The organism is Neobacillus massiliamazoniensis, assembly GCF_001048695.1.
Taxonomy (GTDB): Bacteria; Bacillota; Bacilli; order Bacillales; family Cytobacillaceae; genus Neobacillus; species Neobacillus massiliamazoniensis.
This window is the reverse complement of the sequence record NZ_CVRB01000001.1, coordinates 163,141-187,447: the sequence shown is the minus strand read 5'-3', so window position 1 is coordinate 187,447 and position 24,307 is coordinate 163,141. Positions and strand designations below refer to the sequence as shown.

The window sequence follows — 24,307 nt, the reverse complement described above, 5'->3', positions numbered from 1 at the left end:
AGATGAGCATCACTGATGAAATCTTAAAAGAATTTAAAGAGAGGATGCACTTAGGTGATTATGAAGATGAAAACCTAAGACGCATCCTTTCTGCGTCTATTAAGGCATTAAAGAAGGCTTGTGGAGATTATGATATAAACACCGATGAAGAGTTTAAAGAGCTCGTTTTTGAGCGTTCCAGGTATGTCTATAACGATGCTTTAGAGTATTTTAACGATAATTTTTTAAGCCAAATCAATAGTTTGGGAATTGCTAAAGCACTGGAGGCTGATACAGGTGCAACCATTTAAATATAAGCCGAATTTGAATTCTGGTTTATTCAGACATCGTATCAGCATCCTAAGACCTCCGGATCCTGAAAAAGATGTGGACGAAGCCGGGCAACCGTTAGATGAATGGATTCCTGTAGCTGAAACATGGGCAGACATCTTTCAATTGCGTGGTCGTGAATTGTTTTCGGCCCAACAAGTGAATGCCGAGGTTACAACACGGATTACTATCCGATACAGAACAGGGATTGACCGCACAATGAAAGCTGTTTATGAAGGGAAAGTATTTGAATTTCTTTATGTGATCGATAAAGACTACGCTAAAAAAGAACTTCAAATCATGTGCAAGGAGCGGCAATAATGGCTAGACAGATGCGATTAAATAACCGTATGCGCGTCAGGGTAGAAGGTATTGATGATATAGTCAGAGCTCTCCAGCGGGCAGATGAGGAATTAAAAAAGGAACTTCATGATTTAATATCAGAGTGCGCTGAAATCGTTTTTCGTGAAGCTGATGCACGAGTACCCATTAAGTCTAGTAAGTCAAGGAATACTTTACGAATCGAAATAGGAGAGGGCAAGAGAGGTTATTACGCTAATGTCGTTGTCGGGAACGGTACCGGTAAAGCAGATCCATACTACATCACTTTTTACGAGCTTGGCACGTCACGACAACCACCTAGACCGTTTATGCGCCCATCTCTCGATAAGAGTAAGTCGAAAATAAGAACACGGCTTATAGAAGGCTTAAGAGCAGCTATTGAAAGGCAAGGAAGGTGATAGCTTGCTAGAGACAGATTTAGTTAATTATCTTAAAACCTATCAGCCATTAAATGATTTAATTGCAGGAAGAATTTATCCAGGTGTCCTTCCGGAGAATGGCACAAAGCCAGCGGTTGCGTATAACGAAGTTTCGGCACCTGGACATCATGATATAGATGTATCATTCCCTCGTTTTCAATTCTCTTGTTTTTCTCCTAAATATATAGAGGCAAAGCAAGTCAGAAAAGAAATTGAAAATGCTTTAAAAAGATTCAGGGGTATGATGGGTAACACACGAGTGATTCAAGGTGTTGTCGCAGGTAAATACGAATTATATGAAAATGATACAAAACTTCACAACGCTATAATTGATATAAAAATTATTTATTGGGAGTGAATTAAATGAGTAGAAACATGACGTCCGTGCAACAAAGAAACACGATTCGTTTCGGTTCTGCAAAATTTGAAGTCGGTGAAAGCATAGATAAATTAGTCGATCTCGGAGCTATGCGCGGCGTACAATTTGAAGAGTCGTGGAAAGAGATGCAGGTTAAATCAGACAATGCTGGCATCATTGTTGCGGGAATCGCCGAACACCAAGCAAAGATATCTGGTGATTTAATGGAAATCAATCTGAAAACATTAGCACTTATCAGAGGTGGTATTGATAAGTTAGAAGCAGTACCGGCCGCAGAAGGCAAAAAAGCAGCAGTTAAGTTATTAACAGGTGGACTTAGCACATTTAAGCCTCGAGTTGCTAGAATCACTAACTTAAATGAAGCTGGCGAAGAATTCCGTATTACAATTTTCAAAGCAAACTCAGCAGCAGGTTTAAGTATTAAATTTCCGGAAGCTGACGCAGAAGATCCTGCAATGACACCTATCGAAATGACAGGTACACCAGATACATCAAAAGTTGTCGGCGAACAGCTATTTGAAATCTATGACGAGCAAGGCGTTGTACCAATCGTTTAAGCACTTCTTTTCATGGAAGTGCTTTTTTATTTATGAAAGGGTGAAAAATAATGGCTCAAGAAATTCTTGACTTAGATAAATTGATTCCTGAACAGCGTATTATTCGACTGGCGGGGAAAGAAATTGATGTTTCCAAAATTCCCTCTCGTGTTACTTTAGAAATCGCTGAGAAGTCAGATGTCTTAAAATCAGGATCAAATGAAAGTTTCCCACTACTTCTAGATATGATTGTGAAAATCTGTAAGCCGTCACAGCCTGACATTAACAGTGACTGGCTAATTGATCATACAAGTCTAGATCAATTGTTATCAATGATTGAGTTTATCTTAAAACCGATTCAGGACAGGGCCAAAGGAAACGGAAAAAACGAGGAAAGCCCAAGCCAATAGAGCTTGGGCGTATTTTTGCTAGAGTAGGAAGCATGTTTGCATGGGCAACACCAGAATACATGTTGGACCGTATGAGTTTAGATCAAATTTTTATGTATTACGATTACGGTCTTGAACAAAAAGAAATAGAATCAAACATTTTGGTCAACCGTATTGCGGTCGGCTTATTTGGCGTTGAGGACAAACAAAAAACGCAAAAAAAAGACTAAAACAACACGCCTGACAAAGAGGCTTTTTATAAACAGTATGGCGATAAAATCAAGCGTCCCGAGAAGGGAGGTAGAGCATGAGCCTGTTAGGAAACTTGACCGTTGGGATTTTAGGTAATATGAACGGTTTATCAGATACTTTTACAGATGCACAAAGACAATTACGTGATTTTGGACGCAATATGGAAAACATAGGAGGCAACCTTTCAAAAGCCGGTGAATCAATTACTAAAATTGCCGGGCCAGCTTTTGCTGCATTAGGTGGAGCTATTGGATTTACTGCAAAAAAGGCTATGGATTTTGAGTCTCAAATGTCTTCCGTTAAATCTGTAATGTCACCAGATGAAGTAATGAAATTCAGTAGAGCACTTGAGGAATTGGCCTTAAAAATGGGAGCAGAAACGAAATACTCCTCACTTGAGGCTGCACAGGGTATTGAGGAGTTAATTAAAGCTGGTGTAAGCCTTGACGATATCATCAATGGTGGTCTTAAGGGTACATTATCATTGGCTGTTGCTGGTGAACTTGAACTAGCAGACGCAGCTGAAATTGCGTCAACTGCATTGAATGCATTTAAAAATGACAATATATCTGTCTCAAGAGCGGCGGATTTGCTGGCTGGTGCAGCTAATGCATCAGCAACATCTGTATCTGAAATGAAATTCAGTTTAGCGATGGTTTCTGCTGTTGCAAGCGGTGTGGGATTATCATTTGAGGATACAACCACGGCATTAGCTACTTTTGCTCAGAACGGTTTAAAAGGATCGGATGCAGGAACATCTTTAAAAACCATGCTGTTGAGATTATCTCCGACAACGAAGGAAGCGGCAGCAGCATTTGAACAATTGGGATTGTCCACATACAATACGTCAGCTGGTTATAAATACTTAGTTGATAAAGGTATAACGCCAGCATCAAGAAGCGTTGAAGATATTCAAAAAGGGTTGGAAAAATTAACTAAGGAAGAGTTAGGATCTGCAGCAAGTAAAAAGGATCTTAAGGAACGATATAAAGAAAACTTAAATGCATCGGGTCTTATGTCCAGTGCTTTTTATGATGAATCTGGATCGTTAAAATCAATGGCTCAGATTGCCGAAATACTTAAAACATCCATGGCAGGGCTTAATGATGAACAACGTCAAAATTACTTAAATACAATGTTTGGGACAGATGCAATCAGGGCAGCAAATATCTTATTTAAAGAAGGCGCTAACGGTATCACTAGCATGGCTGATGCTATGAATAAGATTTCAGCAGATGATGTAGCAGCAACAAAACTTGATAATGTTAAAGGACGAATTGAAATCCTAAAAGGAACAATCGAAACCGCAGCTATAGCCATCGGAAAATCATTTTTACCGATAATTGATAAAGTGGTCGGAGCCATTCAAAAAATGGTGAATTGGTTTAATAATCTATCACCAGAAATGGCTGATTTAATTGCCAAAGTACTATTGGTATCTGCCGCAATCACGGGGCTTGCTACAGCGTTTGGCATAGTACTAATTGTTGTTGGTGGTGTTATATCGAGCGTTGGTACAATCGCAACAGCATTTGCATCACTTAGCGCTTCTATAGCTGCAGCAGGTGGAATTATGGCTATAATCACGGGACCAATTGGCTTAACAATAGCTGCAATTGTAGCATTAGGAGCCGCATTAATCGCCCTTTGGAATAACAGTGAAACATTCCGAAATTCAGTGACCACTATCTTTAATAATATTAAAAATGTTGCAGTACAAGCTTTCGGAATCATTGCTAGTTTCATAGGTGAAAAAATTGCTCAAATAAAGCAATTTTGGGATGAAAACGGAACTCTATTTTTGCAAGCTGTAGAGAATGTTTTTAACGGCATAATGGCTGTCGTAAACTTCGTTATGCCCGCGATTAAATTCATCATCGAAATGGTTTGGACAGCCATTAAACAGGTAATCGGTGGTGCTTTAGAAATCATCATGGGCTTGATGAAAGTGTTTGCTGGCTTATTTACAGGCGATTTCGGTAAAATGTGGGAGGGCATTAAGCAGATATTTTTTGGAGCAATAGACTTTATTATCGGCATGATGACACTCTCATTTGTTGGAGGTCTTAAGAATTTATTATTTGATTTAGTGAAATCTGGATTGGGCCTTGTAAAAGGTATGGCGGATGGAATAGTAAATTTCTTTAGCAACTTTTCAACAATCGGGCAAAATCTTGCAAAAGGTTTTGTAGACGGAGTAGTTAATTTCTTCCGAAACCTGGTAGACTCGGTAATTACACTATTTGATTTATTCAGAGCCCGTGGAGCATCAAGTTGGGAGGCATTTAAAGGTGTTTTATTGTCAATTCTAAACTCTTTAAAAGCCGGAATAACAGCTATTTGGGACTTTATAGTTAGCTTCTTAACTAATGGAGCATCTATGATATGGAACGGTGTAACAGCTGCGTTCAGAGGTATGCTAAACGGTATCAGCTCTATTTTTGGATCAGTAAGAGGCACCATAGAAAATATTTGGGGCGGAGTAATGGGCTTTTTCCGTGGAATTGACCTATTCCAGATAGGAAAAAACATCATACAAGGTCTAATAAATGGATTAGGTTCGATGACATCAGCTGTGTGGGAAAAGGCTAAATCCATCGCTAATGGCATTGGAAATTCAATTAAAAACGCCCTTGGTATCCATTCTCCTTCACGTCTGGCAATCCAGTTAATGGAGTTTTTCGGAGACGGTATGGTAATAGGGATGGACAACTCAGTTTCCGATATAATGGGCGCGGCTAGTAATCTAGCAAATGCTGCTATACCAGATTTTCCACAAATTAATACAGGTTTAAATATTGGTGGTAGAGGAAATGATAAAGGACCTCTTGTAGATGCTTCTCCATTTTCAATAACAATCAATCCTGCACCGGTTATAATGGACGGCCAACAAATTGCAGAAGTGCAGTTTAATCACATAGATAATATGCAAGCTGCAAAATTTAATCAGAATTTACGTTTAAATGGGGTGAGGAGATGATCTTTGTTTACGATGATTCTGGAAATAAAATTGATTATGGACAATACGGTTTAACTTGCTACAGTTTTATCCCAGAATCACTTTCACCCCGATTTTCAAGTGAAGAAATAGAAAATGTTGATGGTTCAATCCTTCTTGGAACAACAATAAATGCTAGAAAACTATATGTTGAGTTTTTATTTAATGCAAAAGATCATATTGATTATCAGCTTTTAAGGGATGAAATTTTTAAGTTTTTCAATCCTAAAAAGGATTTATACATTATTGATACACGTTTGCCAGGTAAACGATGGAAAGCAAGAAACTCAACGACTTTTAAGCCTGAGTATCTCACTCCTACAGTTGGAGGATTTGGTTTAGAATTCATTGCTTTTGGTGTATATGCTGAATCAATCGGATCTTCACTCGACCCAAAAACATTTGACGTTGAAAAATGGCAGATTGGCCAAGGGCTAACAGATGATAATAATAAATACATTCATTCAACCAATTCATTTTCCATATTCAATGCAGGTGAAATTGCTATTAATCCACGAAAGCGCCCAGTAGTTATTACCTTTAAGGGTGCATCTACTAATCTACAAATTAAAAATAAAACAACAGGAGATACGTGGACTTATACGGGATCATCAAATCCAAGTGACGTAATCAAACTAGACGGAATTCGTTCAACAAAAAATGGATTGAGTATTTTCAGAGATACAAACCACAAATTAATAACGCTGGCTACAGGAAATAACGATTTTCAATTAACCGGAACAAGCGGGAGCTTCGAAATCTCATTCGACTTTCGCTTTTATTATGTATAAGGTAGGAGCGGTGCATTAATGGGGAAATATAGAGTATTTGGATCATTATTTGACCGCATATTCCGTAACGATTTAAACGCAAATTTTGATGATATTGATAAGGATATTACAGATATTATGAAGCGATTAACTGCACTTGAACAAGGTGGAAATGTCGTGCCAGTTGTGCCAGCGGACGTAACAGGTTTAGCGGTTAGCAACCTTTCTTTTACTACCTTAACCCTTACTTGGTCAGCAAGCATGGGGGCTACTTCATATGATATTTACAAAAATGGAGTTCTTTTAACCAATGTGTCAGCGCCGACTTTCAACGTGACATCTTTAACATCAAATACACTATACACGTTTAAAGTCGTAGCAAAAAATAGCGTTGGATCGGCACCGGGAACGGGTTCGGGAGCTTCGATTAGTACCACTACGCTAGGGTCATCGCAGGCAGCACCTAATCCTGTTACTAATTTACAAGTCGGAACGGTCACATCTAACTCCATTTCGGTTACGTGGACAGCGCCGAGCGGTGGAACAGCGGTAGCAAACTATGAAGTGGCTTATTCATCCGATGGAGGTTCGACTTATACGGTGGCAAGCTCGGCAGTCAATCCTGGTTCCACTTCTTACACGGTAAATGGATTGAATCCAAGCAAAGCTTATATTGTGCGTGTGGTTGCCCTTGACGCATCTTCAAACCGTTCATCAGCCGTGACGGTCAATGCGACAACCTCTTCGATTGGCCTACCGAATGATGTAACAAATTTAAACGTCACAAATATAACACAAACTAGTTTAACCCTTAATTGGACTGCATCTAATGGGACAAGTTATGACATTTATAAAGATGGAGTTAAAATTGGAAATACAACACAAACTTCATATAACGTAACAGGTTTGTCATCCGGTATTCAATACACATTTAAAGTAAAGGCAATAAATGCAAGTGGAGAATCCGCAGGGGTAACTGTTACGGCAAGAACGACAGGAAACATCACTATTGCTGATATGAAATTACCATTTGTTGTTGCTCATGGTGGCGGAGAAAGAATCTATCCTGAGCACACATTATATGCTTATCAGAATGTATTCAATGATGGATGTAAGTATATTGAACAGGATGTCCAAATACTCGGTGATGGAACTGTGGCATGTATTCATGACAATACTGTTGATGTGGTAACAACTGGTTCTGGACCAGTTACAAGTTTTAATGAGACTACATTTAGACAATTAATATTTGATAATAATAAATTCTTTCCAACAGCGCCTGGCTATCCAGTTGTAAATATGTCTACTTTAGAAGATGTTTTTAAAACATTTAATGCGTCAATTTTGTACGTTATAGAAATCAAATCTAATTCAGATGTTGACAATATTTTAGCATTAGCAAACAAATACCAATTACAAGACAATATTGTTTGGCAAACGATGGTTCCTACTGCAATGGAATATGCAATACAAAAAGGTGCTAAGATGACAATGGTTGGTTGTGATCCAGGCACACTTGATCTTAATTATTTAAAATCAATAGGTGTTAAGTATACTGGATATAATACGAATCAATTAACTGATGAATTAATTGGTCAAATGAAATCAATGGGCTTTGGAGTTGCTACATTTACACTGAATGGAAATCTACCTAAATCACAAACTGACCGACAAGCATGGAAAGGTTGGTTAGATCGAGGTGTTGATTTTACTTTTTCTGACGAGCCTGTTTATTTGAGTGGAAACGATTCTCATGTAAAATTAAAAGACACATTTGATACTCAAAGATGGTATCACGGCATGATTCCGTTCTATTATGATAAATCTCCTACTGTCCCGTATTATCGTGGGAAATTTTCAGGCGGGAATAAGTGGGGTTTACGGACTGTTGACTATCTAGGAACAATGTTTGTTCATCAAGGTTGGGGAAGTCCAGTTCAAGCAGGTAACTACAAAATTAAATTTGACCTGACCTATCCAGCAGCTCCACCGAGCGATACAGGCGCATGGGGAACTATCGTATTTGAATCTCCTATTGATAATTTTAACAATGTAAATCCAACATCATTTGGTTATCAGTGTGCATTACGTTGGAATGGTCAATTGATGCTTTGGTTGAAAAATGGTACTTCTACAACCGTATTGGGAAGTGTTTCAACGCCTCAAATGGTTGCAGGTCAGAAAGCAACAATCGAGATAGAAGTCACACCAACTGCCATTTATGCAAGACGATTAGACACAACTCCAACATACGAAACTACAGCTAATGATGTAACACACAGGGGATCACATTATTTCTTCTTTGGATCATATGAAATAGATGCTGATTTTAGCAATGCAACAATAACCCATACTGATGCAGTGATACCAATTGATGTTACTGGTTTAAATTCTACAAAAGTACAAGCAACAGGATTAACATTAAACTGGACAAAATCAGCAAATGCAGGTTCCTATGATGTATACCAAGATGGGGCAAAAATAGGAAGCACCACAGAAAGTATATTTTATGTTCGTGGATTAAAACCATCAACGAATTACAATTTCAAAGTTATAGCAAAGAATAGTAAAGGCTCATCTGCAGGATCAGGAAGTGGAGCAAATGGCACATTAAGTACCTCTCCGAAAGAAGTAGCAAATCCATTGGCTAATGGTATTGGATCAACAACTTTAACGTTAAAATGGGATGCGTCAACAGGGGCAACTAGTTATGATGTTTACAATGGTTCAACACTACTAGGGAATGTAACATCACCTACGTACAATGTTACGGGATTGACTGCTAATACATCTTATAAGTTCTATATTTATTCAAAAAATGCAGCCGGAAAGTCATTTGGTGTTCCGGTTACTGTCACGACCACATCTTAACGCCTTTGGACTATAAGATGCATATAGGATAACTTTGGTATACTTATATATATATAAAAGGAGGTATATCAAATGATTGAAATTATTATTGACCATTCTTATGAAGATGATTATTTTATGATTTCTAACATTGATGTGAAAATTAAAGATGTAGCAGAAAAAGAAAGAGTAGAAAAACTGGTTAAGCAGTCTGGGTTAGAAGGACAGTTAGTAACCCCTGATAGAGATCTAATTGAACGAATAGCTAAGATATTAGACGTAAGGGAAGAATTGATTGATATTGATACAAATGAAATAGATTTAATGTAGAATTGGACCATAAGACGAAGTAAGAGCTCAAAAAAATGAGCTCTTTTTTATTTGAAAGAAAGGCGGTGAAAACTTGCTCATTATTACAGATATCGTAGGAAATACGGAAGCCCTAATAGGCTATAAAGGATTGAAACGATTTAGGAGTGTCAGCGGTGAAAAAACCCTGGCATTTTTAATTTTCCCGACAGAGCAAAATGCACATTCATTTGATATGGTCCAAGAGGAATCAATTATTGAATTTAAAGGCGAAACATATCGAATCAAACAAATGAATGAGAAGAACAAGGGTCAAACTTTTCACAAAGAAGTCGTAGCCATCCACACTTTTTTTGATTTAATTGATGAGCATCAATATGATACACATAACGGATCTATGACATTTGATGCGGCACTCCAATTTGTATTTGCTGGTACAGGATATACATGGGCTGTTTTAGATACTTTTTACGCTGAGAGTTTTGAGAACTTTGGAAATGACAATCGGCTTTCTTTATTTCAAAAAGTTTTAAAAAGGTACGGTGCTGAGTTTACGATTAACGGTACTTTTTTAACATTAAAAAGAAAAATCGGCAACGCAACAGACTTCCAATTTCGTTACAGCTACAATGTTAAGACAATTAATCGATCTGTAGATACCAATAACCTATCTACTTATATAAAAGGTTTTGGGAAACAAAACGAGGACGGTAGTTATGTTGTCAAGTCTGAATACACCAGTCCAAACGCTGCTATATTCGGCATTAGACATGCCAAGCCCGTTTATGATGAGCGTTATACAACGCTTGAAGGTTTAAATGAGCGCTTAGTAGCGGAATTAATAGACACTCCAGAAGTCTCGATTACCCTTGATTTTGCCGACCTTAGAATGGTTGGTTTTCCTTATGATGTCCCTGGTGAGGGTGACGATGTTTTCTTAATCTATGAGCCTATGAATCTTGATTTAGAAACGCGGATCATTGACATCACAGAGGCATTTTCGGAGTTTAGTGATTATCCGGTAAAAACTGATGTTACACTTGCCAACTTTCGTAACAATATGACTGACCAATTCGTAGAGTTTAGCCGTACCCAGAAAACTGTAACTGAAATCATAGAAGGTAATAGAAAGTTACCTTACAGGGTGCTTGATGATGCGGTTAAGAGAGCAACAGAGGCATTGCAGAGTGCCCAAACTGAAGTAGAGTTTAATAATGGCTTTATACTGAGATCAAAGGAAAACCCAAATTATCTTGTATTGGTGAATAGCGCAGGCATAGGAGTAAGTTTAGATGGTGGGAAAACATTCAGAACTGCCATGACTGCAGAGGGGTTTGTTGCGGACCTGATAACGTCAGGTACTATGCTTTTTGACCGATTGTATGGTGGGACTGCAGTATTAGGTGGTCCGAATAGCGGGAATGGGTCGATGATCGTACAGGACGCGACTGGAGCAATACACACTACGATCGACGGCAATGGCGTAAATACGAATAAGGTAACTATCAGGAGGCCTGATGGATTCCATTTAATTAACAATGGAATGGCGAACTTTGACTTTGGTGTAATGACACATGACCCTCCTTTCATGTATAACACTTTTATGTCTGGTTACTGGTATGGGACAAAAAGTCCTGATTGGGCTACATGCAATTACTATACGTTTAGACATGCCGCAAGATACTTGAAATTTGGAATGTCTGTTGCTATGGAGGCAGGTAGTGGCCAAGTGTCGATACATGATACTAGCGGAAAGATTTTATGGTATCTTCACCATTCTTATACACTCAGCAATGAATATTATTTAGAAGCTACAATTGATTTAGGCGTACCAACAGGAGCAATGAAAAACGTATTCCTTAGAATATCGACTGATGATGGTAAATACGGTTCATACGTGAGGGTGCTAAGTAGATGGTTGGAGGGGTGATAACTTGTTTATTTATGTAAATGTAGATGTGGAAGGAAATATCACAAATGCTATAGCAGGAGAGAGAATCATACCCGATAAGGAGTATGATTTTTTCTTTTTAAGGGATGAGATAACAGCATCAAATATTATGAAATTTAAAGTAGTTTTGAACGGTTTTAAAGCCGATCTTGTCTTGAAAGAAGGTGAGGAAATTGGGGGAGGAGAAATACCACAACCAAATCCGCCTACTCTAGAAAGTTTGGCGGAAGAAAGCAAAATGAATTCAATGGCTATTATGGAATTAGCAGAAATAATATTAGGAGGAATTTAAATGTCAGCATTAGCGATGTTATATGCAACTTATATCGTCAAGGGAGATAAGCAATATAAAGATGTACCGGAGTTATTAAAGCCACAGGTTAAGCAAATATTAGAAGATCAAGGATTGGGATATTTAACTCAATAAAATATGTGTAATCAAGAGGGGCTTAATAGCTCCTCTTTTAATTTTGATTCCAGGAGAGTGAGTTATGTTTAGTAATGTAAATGATGTTTTTCAAAAAATGGTAGCAAATAAAAGCCTTATGTTAGGGTCAATTACCGGTGTGATTGGGGCTTTCTTTGATGCAGTGTTTCAGGCTAAAGGGTTTATATTGATGCATGTGTATATTGCTTCAGCATTAGCGATCATCGTTTTTCTTGATTACCTTGTGGGAGTTAGAGTGGCCAAGAAAAATGACAAATACCAAAGTAACATCGGAATTGACGCTGTAATCAGAGATGGGATTATCTTTCTTATCGTGGTTGTTGGATGGATATTTGATCAGTTGTTAGGTACCGGTGCTTTTGTTTTTGCTGTTTTAGCGTTTGCTTTTATTTATCATAACTTACAATCATTTGCTGCGAATCTTTATGTGCTTGGATGGGACAAATATTTTCCGATGTGGCTGTTTAAAATACTAGAGTCTGAGATTAATGCAAAAATAAAAAAATATAACAAAGGAGAGGATAATTAATGAAAATCATGCTTGATGCAGGTCACGCTGGTTTCGGGGTCACACCTGGTAAACGTGTACCCGATGGATCCATGTACGAGTGGGATTTTAACGCTGCTGTTGTCAAATACATGATGGAAATGCTATCAAACTATGAGGACGTTCAGGTTTATAGAGCAGATGATCCAACAGGAAAAACGGATGTACCTTTACAAGTCCGTACCGATAAAGCTAATCAATTAAAAGTTGACTTGTTTTTCTCTAACCATGCCAATGCTGATGGAGATACTTGGAGCGTTGCAAATGGTGTTGAAACTTACGTCTGGATCAGAAACAACGAATTGTCTCTTAAACTAGCAAGAGTGGTACAAGCTAATCTTGTCAAAGCAACTGGATTAAGGGATAGAGGTGTGAAAACGGCAGATTTCCACGTTTTACGAGAAACCACCATGACAGCTGTACTTGTAGAACACGCCTTTATGTCAAACAGAGCTGAAGCTGAAAAGCTTAAATCTGATGAATTCAGGAGACTTTGTGCTTCATCTAATGTGGAATCTATCGTAAGTGTGTACGGACTAAAGAAAAAATCAAGAAATATCTTTTTTTACACAGGCGGCTATGCTGGTAATGACTTAGTTAAAGTTCTTGATTTGTGTTGTTCTTGGGGTTGGTGGTTTGATCCAACCAGAAAAGATGATGGTACTTTAATGTTTAAGATTGGTGGATTTGCGGAAGGTTCAGAAGCATCCAGAACTATGGAAAATTTCCTTAAATCAAATGGTTATTGGTATCAAATTCAGTAATAATATAAGCCCCTTCTCAATCAGAGGGGCTTAATCTTTCATTTAATTAATATTCAGTGTTTTATAAATAAGCCATAAAGTATCATAACAATTATAATTAGTGTCATTATTCCTTTTGCTATATCCCTATGTTTTTGTAAAAACTTCCCGAATATTAATAGAGGAATAATAACAATTACAAATAACACAAGCGTATTAAAATCATCATGAGTCCAATGTCCATAACCTAGATACATGATTAATCTCCTAATAGAATTTAAATAAATCCATCTTTCTCTAAATTTTTAAATTCACTAGATTTCTTTCATTTTTATACAAGATTATCATCTTGTAACATTTCATCATAAATACGGACAATTAATTTAAAGAATCCATTATTTACACCAAAATACTTAAAGAATTTTAGCTTAATTTCTTTGATTTCTTCTTCATCGTCAAACCAAATAGACATACGACCACCAAGATACTCACCAATTTCTTGCTCTATAAATTTTTGCTCCTCAACAGAAAATCCTTTTGGATATTCGTCAAAATTAATCAACCAACTATATAACAATTCAGTATTATTAGGTATATTTTCTTCTAGAGTAAAATCATAATCTCTTTCATCAATATTTATATATCTATCTAAATCATTTAAAATTATTTCTAATATAATATATGTGCTTACTTTGCCAATACCGAAATTCATTTTTTTCTCTCCTTAATTTAAAGCGATTCTTTTATTTATTAAATTTTCCACTGTTCACTTCTTCAAGAATCTTATAATATACATTTGCTACTGTTTCATAGTGCTTTTGAGATTCTTCCACTTTACCATCTCTAAATTTATCTGCTTCACCTTGATGATAATTAAACATATCCAATAAATGAACAATTAATTTTTCTTTATTCATTATTTCTTCTCCTTGTCTATTGAAAGATTGCCTCCCATTAAAGCCCATTTTTAATAATCTTTTCTTCGCTTTTAACTGAGCATCTTGTAAACTTTTTCCCTTTTCGATAACCGCTCTGTTTTCGGATTTAGCTAAAACTTTTACACGTTGATTTTCTAAATAGTAAACACGATAAAAGATACCGTTTTCTTCGAATGAGTAATCTTCAATCATTTTCATTTTGTTCACAACCTTTCTGATACTGGATAAATTCACCAGTTATTCGAGAAGTCCTTGTGAAAGTTATGTGAATAAAAAGCCTAAACAAAAATGCCTGAACAAAAGGACCCTTTTTCATAATAATTGTTTCCGTTTTGAGGTGCTTTTCTGAAATTAAAAGCTGAAATGTCAAACTTTTTGACGTAACCATTGGTATTTAAAAACGCAGAAACTCGCCGTAATATTGGCGAGTTTTCTTCATTGTGGCGATCAGGTTCCTTGTTCAATTAAAGCACCTTTTAGCCGTTGTTTTAATTCTAATTCTTGGGTTTTATCCCCTCTACTTTTTACTACACCAAAAGTTTAAATTTTGTTAAACATATTATTTAGACATTGAATATAAGGACGCAATTACATTCTTTGTAAAACTGTTTCCTAAAACATCCTCTAATAATTGATGGAACTCATCTTCATTATTAATCGATAGAGTAGTACTAATATTTAGGGCCTCTGAGATATTTTCATCTAATTCAACAATCAGTGGGAAAAATGTAATATTATAAAATAAGGTAAATAATTCAAATACATACTTTTCCATCATCTTACTTCTTATTGAAAATATTGTAGCAAATTGTTTATTTGGTTCTCCTATAAGAGGTATTGGTTCTCTATTTTTTAAATCAGCAAAAATTAAATTATTAGTTGCATTAAGTAAATAACCTGATTGTTCTTTCAGAATGTCTAAAGGATTTCGTTTTTCTTCTAATTCAGATAAATCTCCCCAAAAGTTTTTACCCATTTATAATGTCTCCTTTAATTTGAAATATAAGGGTAAATGATCGCTTACTAATATTTTATTTTCTTCAATTAAATCTTTACCCTTAATCTTTGTTTTAATTTCAATATTATCAACAACATCCATTAAACAAGGTCTATATAAAACTTGGTCAAATATATTCCAATATAGTCCATATGTATGCGTTGGGGTTGTATAGTATGTACCTGGAACTCCATTATTTCCTCCAAAGTATTTCCACATTGGATTATAAAACATCTTATATACTTCTTCATCCACTGTACGCTTATTTTTTTTTGCTTCATGAACAGTCGGGAAAGCGTGAAAACTCCCACCTTGTAGCATACCTTTTTCAAAAGGATTCATATTAAAATCTCCAGCTAATAAAGTATAGTCTGATTTATTTTCACTTTCCTTAGCCTCAATCATATTGATCATCCTTCCCACTTTAGAAGTATAATCATTTTCATCTTTCATGGATTTACTGAAAATGTGAGTAAATCCAAACATAATCTTTCCAACATTTGAATGCTGAATTCTAAATAAAAGGTAGTGTCTTTTATCTACAATTCTTTCAATTGAACCTGGTGGAAATGTTGTTAAAACTGTAATTCTACTTCCTAAATTTTCCAATTCATAAATATCATATTTTTTGCTAATAAACATTCTTTTCAAATCATCCATATCATCTTCATATTCAGCCAATGCTAATATATCAATTTGATTTTCTAATACTATATCCACAATGTAACTATTTAGTTTGTCTAAATTAACGTTCCAAAATAAACAATTCATAAGTTCACCTAAAGTTTGTTAATCTTCTATTTATTGTATTATTTCTTACCTTAAAATTAAAGTGATTTCGTAACTTAAAGGTATCTCCATCATTCACCATGTACTGTAGGGTTTGGGAAATAACTAAGGCAATATCACCAGCTTCTAAAATAATCATTTCTCGCTGAGTTTGTACAAGAGTGTCATGGAAGTATTTTGAAATTGCTATAAATGCTTTTTTAATTTCCTCTTTACCTCGATTAATCCAATCTACTCAAATGCTAAAAAGGTAAATCTTCACTTTCAGCAAATTTTTTCCTTAATTCCTGTTCTTCTAAATCCTTAACCAAATCAGTTATATCTTCTCCGTCAGAAGTGACTTTTTCTAACTTAGCATGGTAAGACGATTCTTTTTGAATCTGCTTCCAATATTCTAAAGCTATTTGTTCTGGTTTTCTACCGCGCAATGGAAATGATCCACTCTGTAGCATCTTTCCTCCAGTGCCTAAGTAATGTATGTTTATTACAGCGTTCATGATTTTTACTCTCCAAAATTTATTGTAATTCTTTTTTCAACGCTGGATGCATCCAATATTGGTCAGCAATTTTTTCAAAATTATTATAGTCGAAGTTTTTCCATTCGATTTTATCAAATGTTTCTTTTTTTAGCTGTATCTTTATTACATTTTCGTCTGTTTCTTTTCCATATGTATCGACTAAAGGAAATTTCCAAAAAAGAGTTGCTTCTGACACCTCTTTATTTTTAAATATCTCCTTAAAAGCATCGCTACTCTTCATTAGCATTCCTTTGACAGTCATTTTAGAAGACAAGTTTTCATCGCCTGCTAATGTAAGCAGCACAATTTTATCGTTTGGTTCATCTGTGCCGAGATTATCATTTACCTGTAATTCCACAATTCTCTTCTTCTTCATGTTTGTGTCTTTACCGAGTTTCTTATTAATATCTTGCGTTACTTTTTCATCCAACGTTAATTCCTTTTTTGGTTCCTCTTTCGGTTTAGCAGCTGTTTGAGTTGCCTTTTTATCTTCTTTTGATTCGACTGGCTTCCCGTTTTCATTCTGACCGCACCCATTTAACAATACAGCAATTAATAAAACAAACAAAACCCTTTTCAATTTTCTTCCTCCGCTTCAAAAATATCATCCACTTTCACATTCAAAATGTTTGCTAATTTAAAAGCCTTTTCGATTGGAGGGGATGAGCGACCACTAATCCAATTTGAAAGTTGTGTTGGTGAGATTTCTAATTCTTTTGCTATGTATTTTTTCTTATATCCAGCTGCATCAATTAATTCTCCAATTCGATTTTTCATCCGCAAACACCTCTATATGTATATTCTAACAAACATTGTAAATTCCTTTGTAAATTTAATTTCGAGAAAAATCAAAATCAAATTTAAAGGACAGGCAATATATAGGCAAGTGCCTAATACACTGTATCAGACAGTGACAAAGGAGGGCAGATAAATGGACCCGATTACTTTTGGTATGGTGGCAATTGGAGTAGCTGGCGGTAGTTTGTGTTTAGTAACTATCATGGAGCATTTAGGAATTAGTATCAATGAGACTGCTATAAAGCTAGCTTTAGAGACAACAAAATTTGGCGGGATACTTTATCTATTGCAGCATTTAAGTAAGCTTTTCTTTTAAAATGTGGAGCAGCCTTCACCGATGGATACGGAGTAGACAGCGGGGAAGGAAGAATACGATAAGTATTCTTAGTTTCTCGGGAAGTGACATTTAAAAACCTTTTAGAACGGTTGATGTAATAATAAGTGACCATGACAAGGACCAGGATAGAAAATGCCAAAGAGACTGACCAATACAAAGAAGGAGGCACTGACATGTTGGAATGGTTTATACCGCCTGTCCTATTCGGAGCTGCAGCGCTTGTACCAAATAAACGCTTGGCAAACTGGGAGCTGACTAATAAACACTTGTACCATCACTCCTGGATCATACCGATCGGTAAAAAGCGCAACGTCATGTACCATAATTTTGAACACTATCCGCATTTGCTTGTGGGTGGAACAACCAGGTTTGGTAAGACAGTATTTTTAAAAAGCACTTTTGTATCAATTCTTATGACCAATCCTGATCGAGTACGATTCATAATTTTGGACCTTAAGGGCGGTTTAGAGTTTTGGAAATATAGAAACCTTCCTCAAGTATTAACCGTTGCCCCGGATTTACTGGAAGCTGCAAAAGCTCTTGATCATGTTTACAAATTAATAAAATTAGACGAAGAACGATTCAGGAAAAACGGTTGGAGCAATATAACCGATACACCATTAAAAGAGCGCACCTTTATTATCGTGGATGAAGGGGCGGAGTTATCGCCTAAGTTAGTAAGTAAGGATTTTAAAAAATACGCAGAACTATGCCAGGTCTATCTTGGTGAGATTGCCAGGATCGGGGGCGGATTAGGGTACCGTCTTATTTATGCAACCCAATACCCTACAGCTGAAGCAGTACCGCAACAGGTAAAGATGAACATGGTGGCTAGATTAGCTTTTAGAATCGCTGATAACATAGGGAGCAGAGTAATTTTAGGTGAGACAGGGGCAGAAGAATTGGAGCCAGTTCCAGGGCGAGCCATTTACAAATTAGCAGAAAAACACAAGATCCAGTGTCCTTATATTAGCGATAAGACGATTGGAGGGTATTTGAATGAACTTGGAAAGGACAGAACAGATATTACAAGTAATTGATCAGCTTGGGGTAGTAAGTGTTAAGCAGCTGCATGAGATATTACGGATCGGCACTTACCGACATACTTGCAGGGTTGTAGGTCAATTGGAACCGTATCTTAATGTATCTAGGTCTCAGCAAAAAATCGTTTACCTTAACAAAGAAGGTCGCCAGCTGATCGGTTCTGAAAAAGAAGTAAAGAAATCTATTTTGTTTGACCACATGCTGCTGACTAACCAGGCTTATATTTACTATAATTGTCCAGCAGACTGGAAACGTGAATATGCTATCGAAACGTCACAGGAGCCTGGATACGGATTTGCAATACAAGTTAAAGGGCTAATAGTAGCGACCAAAAAGAAAATCATACCTGATGCTCTCTTTACTAGAGACGGCTATGTATACTTAATTGAGATCGACAACACTAGGGCGATGCAGGACAATCGAAAAAAGGTTAATAAGTATAAGGAATTATGGCCTGAAATTAAAAAGCAATTCGGAGTTCAGCCGAAGCTTTGTGTTTTCACAATGGGCGATAAACGAAAAAAGGAGTTTGCACACATGTGCGAGAAACTCCCTTGTGAAGTGAAGATGTTTAGTGAAATATGAACGAAAAATAATTTTGCATTTATTTTGCACTTAAAAATAGGATACATATGGCGAACGTAGTCATATCAACACTTATAAAGGTTGAGTTAGACAGCCACGCAGTCCCGCCAACACAGTTATACCAAGGTTTCTAACGAATTCCTTTTGTAGAACAGCCAGAGAATACTGGTCTTTTTTTATGGCCAAGTGGCTAAAAAGTGCCATTTTCAACTTTGTACCCTTGAAGTTATTTTATTAAAGCAATTTATCTAAATAGTCCACTGCAATGGCTTCAATTGAATCCGTAAAAATTATGTATAGAATTATCAAATATCATAATTTAATTATTAGACAATCAACCGAAATAGATTGAAAAAATACATATTATTATGGATAGGCATTAAATTAGCATCTCCTTTAATATTGAATGCTCCACTACACTTTTGGATTCCATCGGGGCGTATAACACCTATTATTCACTGGCGCGTTAAAAATCAATCTTTTGCGGACATTAGCCTCTTAGCAAACCATTTATTTTAATAGAACAACTTTCCAGGATATAGTTCTCTACTAAATTTAACTAATAACACAAAACCTTCCGATATTAGATTAACGGAAGGTTATTTGGCATTCTAAAGGCTACATTTGGCAGTCTATTTCTATAAAGAAAACACAATGTTTAATTAAAGAATAAATCCTTTCTTTAGCATAAAGAATTTTGAAATTAAAAAACCAAAAGTTATGTTAATCCAAAGAAAATGATTTTTTTCCTACGATATAAAATTTCCCGTTTTCTTTCTTGAAAAATTACTTAAAGAAGATGTTGAATTATACAGTGAACACATATAGTAAGAAGTGGTCAGCGATTGGGAAGGTGCCAAACAACACAGTTAAATGATGCTGTAAATAGAATTACAATTGCATTAATATACCTTTTGAATTATCTAACACAAGAATCCGAAGTAATAGAAACAAGAGAGTGCTAATTTTTAATCAAATTTCTAAAATGAAAAGTCCTTTCTTTTTTTGCCCTGTGTTTTTTATAAGAATATTTTTAGTATCTTTGCTAAAAATACTTGTTGTATTAATTAGACTACTTTTATAGGAGGAGAATTAAATGTTAAAACATGTTCTATTATTAACTTTTGTCTTTTTTTTTATAATGAGTTACCATTCTTTCCCAGCGTTTGCCTTGGACAAAGATTCAACTCAAATACAAGTAAAAGCTGAAGGAGTGATACACAATATTAATGTGGCTGACATTCCTGGCTTTAAAGAGTATCTCGCTGAATTGTCTCCGAAATTGCAAGAATTAGAAAAGAAAAACTTACGGGCATGGGTACCGGAGAATAGTAATCAAGATACCCTAATCATCGGTTATGCTTGTGGAATCAAATCTTGTAATCTTAGCGCACTCCAAAAGAAATCTGGGACAGGAAAATGGGGAGGGGTTTTACTGGAAAAGAGAGCGACTTACCAAGAATCTGTTATGTCACCAAAGAAAAAAAAGTTGGCAATAGTAACTTCACAACAAGTAGGTCATCGAAAAACAAAAAATACAATTTACTCTTTAAAAGTTGACCCTAAAGCTACAAAAATTTTTACAAAGATTAAAACGGTTAGTCCAAAGGAGATTGGTAATGGAAAGTATACTCACCCATTTCATAATTTGCGTTTCCATGATGAAAAAAACTTTTCAGTCACTCCCATAGTGCAAGGACCTCCAAGTACTGAGGAACCAGAACTAGGACCACAACCAATACACGGAGTGATGGGTGATTAATTTGAAATAAAATAGATAGGAGGGTATTTCTTATGAAAAGAAAAGTATACATATGTTTATTACTGTTACTATTATTTCCAATATCCACATCTGCTCAAATGTTAGATGCCGAGTCTCTTCCTAATAACCTTAGAGAGGACTTGTTACTCAACACTGGTTTTTTTGAAGGTGAGCAGGCATATTCAACAGTAGCTGGCAATTTTGATGGTCAAGGAATCTCATTTGGAATTTTACAATTTAATTTGGGACAAAACACATTGGAACCTCTATTGGAAGAATATATACGAAATTACCCTAGAGATTTTGAAACCATTTTTGGTGAAGAGAAGTCCCAGACTTTAAAACAAATATTAAAAGAGTCACACAATACCCAAAGGAAGTGGGCCACCACAATCTCAATCCCAGGTCAAGCCCATAAACTTAAACCAGACTGGCAGCAGGCTTTCGAGCAGATGGGGAAGACAAAGGAAAATCAACAAATTCAGAGAAAGTATGCCCTCGTTTATATTGAATTAGCTTTAGGTATCTCGCAGCAATTAGGAATCAAAAGTACACAGGGATTGGCCTTTAGTTTCGATCAGATAGTTAATGATGGAAGTTTTCCTCAATATAAAGATGTTAAAAAGGAAGTTGGGGCAAGAGGAAACATTGATGATAAAGAAAGATTACAAATTATATTACGATTCATTAAAAAAGGAGTACAGTATGAGCGGAGGGATTTAATATTCAGAGGATCTGGATTATATTTTGGTAGGGATTATAAGATTAATAATTACGGGCAACTATCTTATAGAAATAATTGGCGATAGAATACTTATGCTTTTAAAAATGTATGAAGCAAAGCTATGGCCAACATTAGGTTCGACTTTTCATATTTAGGAATTATTAGTCATCTAAATAGTTAATATTATCCCTCTTTTGTAGACATATGAAAAATAAACGGTACTGTCTACCACAGGAGGGGATTTTTTATGGAGAAAAAATTAAGTTTAATCGATAAAATGATTAATTTAAGGATGTGGTTGTAATGAGTTTTAGCTGAAAAATATGGTATTCCTCATGAAAACCCATTAAAAAATCAAATCCTAAATATTTAAAATGCAAATAAGGAATTCAAGAAGCATTAGGTAGGAGACTCTGTTTTTTAATAAAAGATACTGCTAAAAATAAAAAGGCCTTAGGTGATATTGAGCGTGGGGAGTGTTCAAAATATATAACTTTATGAGACCAAATATTTTCTAGATAAATCTTCCAAAATATAAAGTTTTGCATTTTTTTAAATAGCTAAGCTAATTAAACAATGAGGACGGATCTGCATTAGAGATAACTGCAATCGCTAATGTGAATCCCTATTGACAATATGATAGACCTATATGTCTCAATACATGTATACTAATGTGAATTTGACCAAGGTACAAGTGAATTATTTAGACTAACACTAGTGACATTTCCTGATAAGAATTCATTAAATGTTGATTTGGCGGGAATTCATCTTGTTAATGAACATTGCAAGATACCTTAGTGAAGACATCGGGTCTTCAAAACTGCTTGAGACCTGCGTGCTAGGTCTGGTGGGTTCGATTCCCACGCAGTACCGCCAAAAAAGTCAGTGCTATCAGGGCTTCATATGGTTTTCTAACAGAGATTTAAACCGTGATTTGACCGTTGATTTACTTACCAACATACACCAGTATTACTTCTGAAAGTTACATAAAACTAGGTACTTTTTCATTGAGTACTAGTCCGTTAAATCCACTATTTCGTTAAGAAAGGTGGATTTTTTTATACCTATTAATCGGAAAATGAATAGAGAGGGTGTGATGCAGGTACTGTGTCCACAAAACCAGCCCTTTGCAGTTATTTTCAAAATTTAATATCAATTACTGTAACAAGTGGGAAAATATTTTTCTTATATAACATAGTTTTATAGTAAAATAATAAAGAATTTTAATAGGAAGGAAACAACTAGAATGACATATAAAATGATTGTCCTAGACTTAGATGATACACTGCTTCGTGATGATTTGACCATCTCCCCACGGACAAAGCAATCTCTGATGGAAGCGCAGGAAGCCGGTGTAAAAGTAGTGCTGGCTTCTGGACGGCCAACAAGCGCAATGCTACCCATTGCCGAAGAGCTGCATTTGAAAGAATACGGCAGCTTTATTCTTTCATTTAATGGAGGAAAAATCATCAATTGCCAAACAGGAGATGAATGGTTTAGCTCAACATTGCCAAAAGAGATAGTTCATCAATTATACGAAATCAGCCGCCGTGAAAATGTGTGGATTCATACATATGTCGGCGAGACGATTGTTACGGAAGAACCAAATCAGTATACAGATATTGAAGGGGAACTGACAAAGCTTCAAATAAAAGTGGTCGACAGTTTTGTCGATGCAGTGAGAGATCCTGTTGTCAAGGTATTAATGCTTAAAGAACCTGAGATTCTTGCAAAAGTGGAAAAGAAGCTGCAAAAGGAATTTGCAGGAAGCTTAAGTATTATGCGTTCAAAACCGTTCTTTCTGGAGTTTACTGAATCAGGTGTAACAAAAGGGACAAGCTTAAATAGCCTCATACAACAGCTTGGCATTATCCGGGATGAAGTCATTGCGATTGGCGACGGCAATAATGATCTATCGATGATCCAATTTGCCGGCCTTGGAGTTGCGATGGGTAATGCATCTGAAGCGATAAAAGCCCAGGCTGATTTTATAACAGATACCAATATGAACGACGGCGTTGCTAAAGTTGTTGAAGAGTTTATCTTAAAAACAGAACTAGTTAGAATTCAATAAATATAAAAATGGTCAACCAGAAATCCGGCTAACCTTATATTACGAACGGGTGCTATTGTTAATCAATATCTCTTCTACTAAAATTAACAATTAGGTAAACACTAACTACATCGCCGTTGTCTGCTATCACCACTTAAGCCATGTGGAGTGTACCTCGCAATTCATTTTAAAGAAGGGCAACTAATCCTCTTCGGGGAGTTGCCTATTTCCTTTTTTGATATCCTATTTACGACGAGGTAGTATTAGATTAATCAAATGTGCTGGTAGTTTTGTTGAGACTGAAATAGGATGATATCTATCTATGGTATAAGCAGCAATAATATAGCTTGTTTGGACGGGTTTGAAGTATGTGGGTTATAAAATTAAAAGCATGGAAACTCTAACTACATCTGCGTATTACTATCGCTTTAATACTAAAACACAGGTCGAGGCAGATACAAAGATTGGAATAAGTTAGATTAAAATAATAGTCCCTGTTGCTTCGAGGGACAGGCACTAA

29 protein-coding genes and 1 pseudogene are annotated in these 24,307 nt (G+C 36.0%); 22 read left to right on the top strand and 8 right to left on the bottom strand.

Features of this window, described 5'->3' with window-relative positions; all coding sequences use genetic code 11:
- Positions 1–2: 2 nt before the first annotated feature.
- The 16 genes from BN1082_RS00950 to BN1082_RS00885 all read left to right on the top strand — a co-directional run bounded on the left by BN1082_RS00950 (position 3) and on the right by BN1082_RS00885 (position 13,263).
- Positions 3–290, top strand: a complete 288-nt coding sequence (locus BN1082_RS00950) for a hypothetical protein (RefSeq protein ID WP_090629642.1) — start codon at positions 3–5, stop codon at positions 288–290.
- A complete protein-coding gene (locus BN1082_RS00945; RefSeq protein WP_245640264.1) occupies positions 277–630 on the top strand; it encodes a phage head closure protein in 354 nt (117 codons plus the stop codon). The genes BN1082_RS00950 and BN1082_RS00945 overlap by 14 nt, the downstream gene beginning before the upstream one ends.
- Entirely contained in the window at positions 630–1,049 is a 420-nt protein-coding gene (locus tag BN1082_RS00940) for an HK97-gp10 family putative phage morphogenesis protein (protein WP_090629639.1), read from the top strand. The genes BN1082_RS00945 and BN1082_RS00940 overlap by 1 nt, the downstream gene beginning before the upstream one ends.
- A complete protein-coding gene (gene gp17, locus BN1082_RS00935) occupies positions 1,030–1,428 on the top strand; it encodes a tail completion protein gp17 (protein WP_141650810.1) in 399 nt (132 codons plus the stop codon). Before BN1082_RS00940 ends, gp17 begins: the two co-directional genes overlap by 20 nt.
- Positions 1,429–1,433: 5 nt before the next feature.
- Positions 1,434–2,006, top strand: a complete 573-nt coding sequence (locus BN1082_RS00930) for a hypothetical protein (protein WP_090629634.1) — start codon at positions 1,434–1,436, stop codon at positions 2,004–2,006.
- 50 nt (positions 2,007–2,056) lie between these two features.
- Complete coding sequence (locus BN1082_RS00925; RefSeq protein ID WP_090629632.1) at positions 2,057–2,395, top strand: hypothetical protein; 339 nt, start codon at positions 2,057–2,059, stop codon at positions 2,393–2,395.
- 32 nt (positions 2,396–2,427) lie between these two features.
- Positions 2,428–2,604 (top strand): hypothetical protein, encoded by a 177-nt coding sequence (locus tag BN1082_RS27200; RefSeq protein WP_176699609.1) that lies wholly within the window; start codon positions 2,428–2,430, stop codon positions 2,602–2,604.
- Between the two features lie 77 nt (positions 2,605–2,681).
- Positions 2,682–5,606, top strand: a complete 2,925-nt coding sequence (locus BN1082_RS00920; RefSeq protein WP_245640263.1) for a phage tail tape measure protein — start codon at positions 2,682–2,684, stop codon at positions 5,604–5,606.
- The gene (locus BN1082_RS00915) at positions 5,603–6,415 is read left to right on the top strand and encodes a phage tail family protein (RefSeq protein WP_090629629.1); all 813 of its coding nucleotides are present in this window, start codon (positions 5,603–5,605) and stop codon (positions 6,413–6,415) included. Before BN1082_RS00920 ends, BN1082_RS00915 begins: the two co-directional genes overlap by 4 nt.
- An 18-nt stretch (positions 6,416–6,433) precedes the next feature.
- The gene (locus tag BN1082_RS00910) at positions 6,434–9,265 is read left to right on the top strand and encodes a fibronectin type III domain-containing protein (protein WP_090629626.1); all 2,832 of its coding nucleotides are present in this window, start codon (positions 6,434–6,436) and stop codon (positions 9,263–9,265) included.
- A 72-nt stretch (positions 9,266–9,337) separates the two neighbouring features.
- Complete coding sequence (locus BN1082_RS00905) at positions 9,338–9,574, top strand: hypothetical protein (RefSeq protein WP_090629621.1); 237 nt, start codon at positions 9,338–9,340, stop codon at positions 9,572–9,574.
- A 73-nt stretch (positions 9,575–9,647) separates the two neighbouring features.
- On the top strand, positions 9,648–11,483 hold the full coding sequence (locus BN1082_RS00900; RefSeq protein WP_090629619.1) for a phage tail protein: 1,836 nt from the start codon (positions 9,648–9,650) through the stop codon (positions 11,481–11,483).
- Between the two features lie 4 nt (positions 11,484–11,487).
- Complete coding sequence (locus BN1082_RS00895) at positions 11,488–11,796, top strand: hypothetical protein (protein ID WP_090629616.1); 309 nt, start codon at positions 11,488–11,490, stop codon at positions 11,794–11,796.
- Entirely contained in the window at positions 11,797–11,931 is a 135-nt protein-coding gene (locus tag BN1082_RS28450) for a CD1375 family protein (RefSeq protein ID WP_281176976.1), read from the top strand.
- A 64-nt stretch (positions 11,932–11,995) separates the two neighbouring features.
- Positions 11,996–12,481: a phage holin family protein gene (locus tag BN1082_RS00890; protein WP_090629613.1), complete on the top strand. Its 486-nt coding sequence runs from the start codon at positions 11,996–11,998 to the stop codon at positions 12,479–12,481.
- Positions 12,481–13,263 carry an N-acetylmuramoyl-L-alanine amidase gene (locus BN1082_RS00885; protein ID WP_090629611.1) on the top strand — a complete coding sequence of 261 codons (783 nt, stop codon included), beginning with the start codon at positions 12,481–12,483 and terminating at the stop codon, positions 13,261–13,263. The genes BN1082_RS00890 and BN1082_RS00885 overlap by 1 nt, the downstream gene beginning before the upstream one ends.
- Before the next feature lie 310 nt (positions 13,264–13,573).
- On the opposite strand, the gene BN1082_RS00875 is transcribed toward BN1082_RS00885, so the two are convergent.
- The 8 genes and pseudogenes from BN1082_RS00875 to BN1082_RS00835 all read right to left on the bottom strand — a co-directional run bounded on the left by BN1082_RS00875 (position 13,574) and on the right by BN1082_RS00835 (position 17,261).
- Positions 13,574–13,954, bottom strand: coding sequence for a hypothetical protein (locus BN1082_RS00875; protein WP_090629606.1), 381 nt, complete (start codon positions 13,952–13,954; stop codon positions 13,574–13,576).
- A 31-nt stretch (positions 13,955–13,985) separates the two neighbouring features.
- Positions 13,986–14,378, bottom strand: coding sequence for a hypothetical protein (locus BN1082_RS00870; protein WP_090629603.1), 393 nt, complete (start codon positions 14,376–14,378; stop codon positions 13,986–13,988).
- A 361-nt stretch (positions 14,379–14,739) separates the two neighbouring features.
- Complete coding sequence (locus BN1082_RS00860) at positions 14,740–15,156, bottom strand: hypothetical protein (RefSeq protein ID WP_090629596.1); 417 nt, start codon at positions 15,154–15,156, stop codon at positions 14,740–14,742.
- A complete protein-coding gene (locus tag BN1082_RS00855) occupies positions 15,157–15,948 on the bottom strand; it encodes an endonuclease/exonuclease/phosphatase family protein (RefSeq protein WP_090629595.1) in 792 nt (263 codons plus the stop codon).
- 106 nt (positions 15,949–16,054) lie between these two features.
- A pseudogene (locus BN1082_RS28010) lies at positions 16,055–16,192 on the bottom strand (DUF4440 domain-containing protein); the annotation flags it as partial.
- Positions 16,193–16,208: 16 nt separating this feature from the next.
- The gene (locus tag BN1082_RS00845; protein ID WP_090629593.1) at positions 16,209–16,463 is read right to left on the bottom strand and encodes a hypothetical protein; all 255 of its coding nucleotides are present in this window, start codon (positions 16,461–16,463) and stop codon (positions 16,209–16,211) included.
- A 19-nt stretch (positions 16,464–16,482) separates the two neighbouring features.
- Complete coding sequence (locus BN1082_RS00840) at positions 16,483–17,064, bottom strand: hypothetical protein (RefSeq protein ID WP_090629591.1); 582 nt, start codon at positions 17,062–17,064, stop codon at positions 16,483–16,485.
- Positions 17,061–17,261 (bottom strand): helix-turn-helix transcriptional regulator, encoded by a 201-nt coding sequence (locus tag BN1082_RS00835; RefSeq protein ID WP_090629588.1) that lies wholly within the window; start codon positions 17,259–17,261, stop codon positions 17,061–17,063. The genes BN1082_RS00840 and BN1082_RS00835 overlap by 4 nt, the downstream gene beginning before the upstream one ends.
- Positions 17,262–17,415: 154 nt before the next feature.
- Between BN1082_RS00835 and BN1082_RS00830 the strand changes: the two genes are divergently transcribed.
- The 6 genes from BN1082_RS00830 to BN1082_RS00805 all read left to right on the top strand — a co-directional run bounded on the left by BN1082_RS00830 (position 17,416) and on the right by BN1082_RS00805 (position 23,808).
- Positions 17,416–17,598: a hypothetical protein gene (locus BN1082_RS00830; RefSeq protein ID WP_090629586.1), complete on the top strand. Its 183-nt coding sequence runs from the start codon at positions 17,416–17,418 to the stop codon at positions 17,596–17,598.
- 194 nt (positions 17,599–17,792) lie between these two features.
- Positions 17,793–18,659, top strand: coding sequence for an FtsK/SpoIIIE domain-containing protein (locus tag BN1082_RS00825; RefSeq protein WP_176699607.1), 867 nt, complete (start codon positions 17,793–17,795; stop codon positions 18,657–18,659).
- Positions 18,619–19,248: a replication-relaxation family protein gene (locus BN1082_RS00820; RefSeq protein ID WP_090629578.1), complete on the top strand. Its 630-nt coding sequence runs from the start codon at positions 18,619–18,621 to the stop codon at positions 19,246–19,248. The genes BN1082_RS00825 and BN1082_RS00820 overlap by 41 nt, the downstream gene beginning before the upstream one ends.
- 1,096 nt (positions 19,249–20,344) lie before the next feature.
- Positions 20,345–21,010, top strand: a complete 666-nt coding sequence (locus BN1082_RS00815; RefSeq protein WP_090629576.1) for a hypothetical protein — start codon at positions 20,345–20,347, stop codon at positions 21,008–21,010.
- 32 nt (positions 21,011–21,042) lie between these two features.
- Entirely contained in the window at positions 21,043–21,819 is a 777-nt protein-coding gene (locus BN1082_RS00810; RefSeq protein ID WP_090629573.1) for a hypothetical protein, read from the top strand.
- Between the two features lie 1,161 nt (positions 21,820–22,980).
- The gene (locus BN1082_RS00805; protein ID WP_090629569.1) at positions 22,981–23,808 is read left to right on the top strand and encodes a Cof-type HAD-IIB family hydrolase; all 828 of its coding nucleotides are present in this window, start codon (positions 22,981–22,983) and stop codon (positions 23,806–23,808) included.
- Positions 23,809–24,307: the final 499 nt, after the last annotated feature.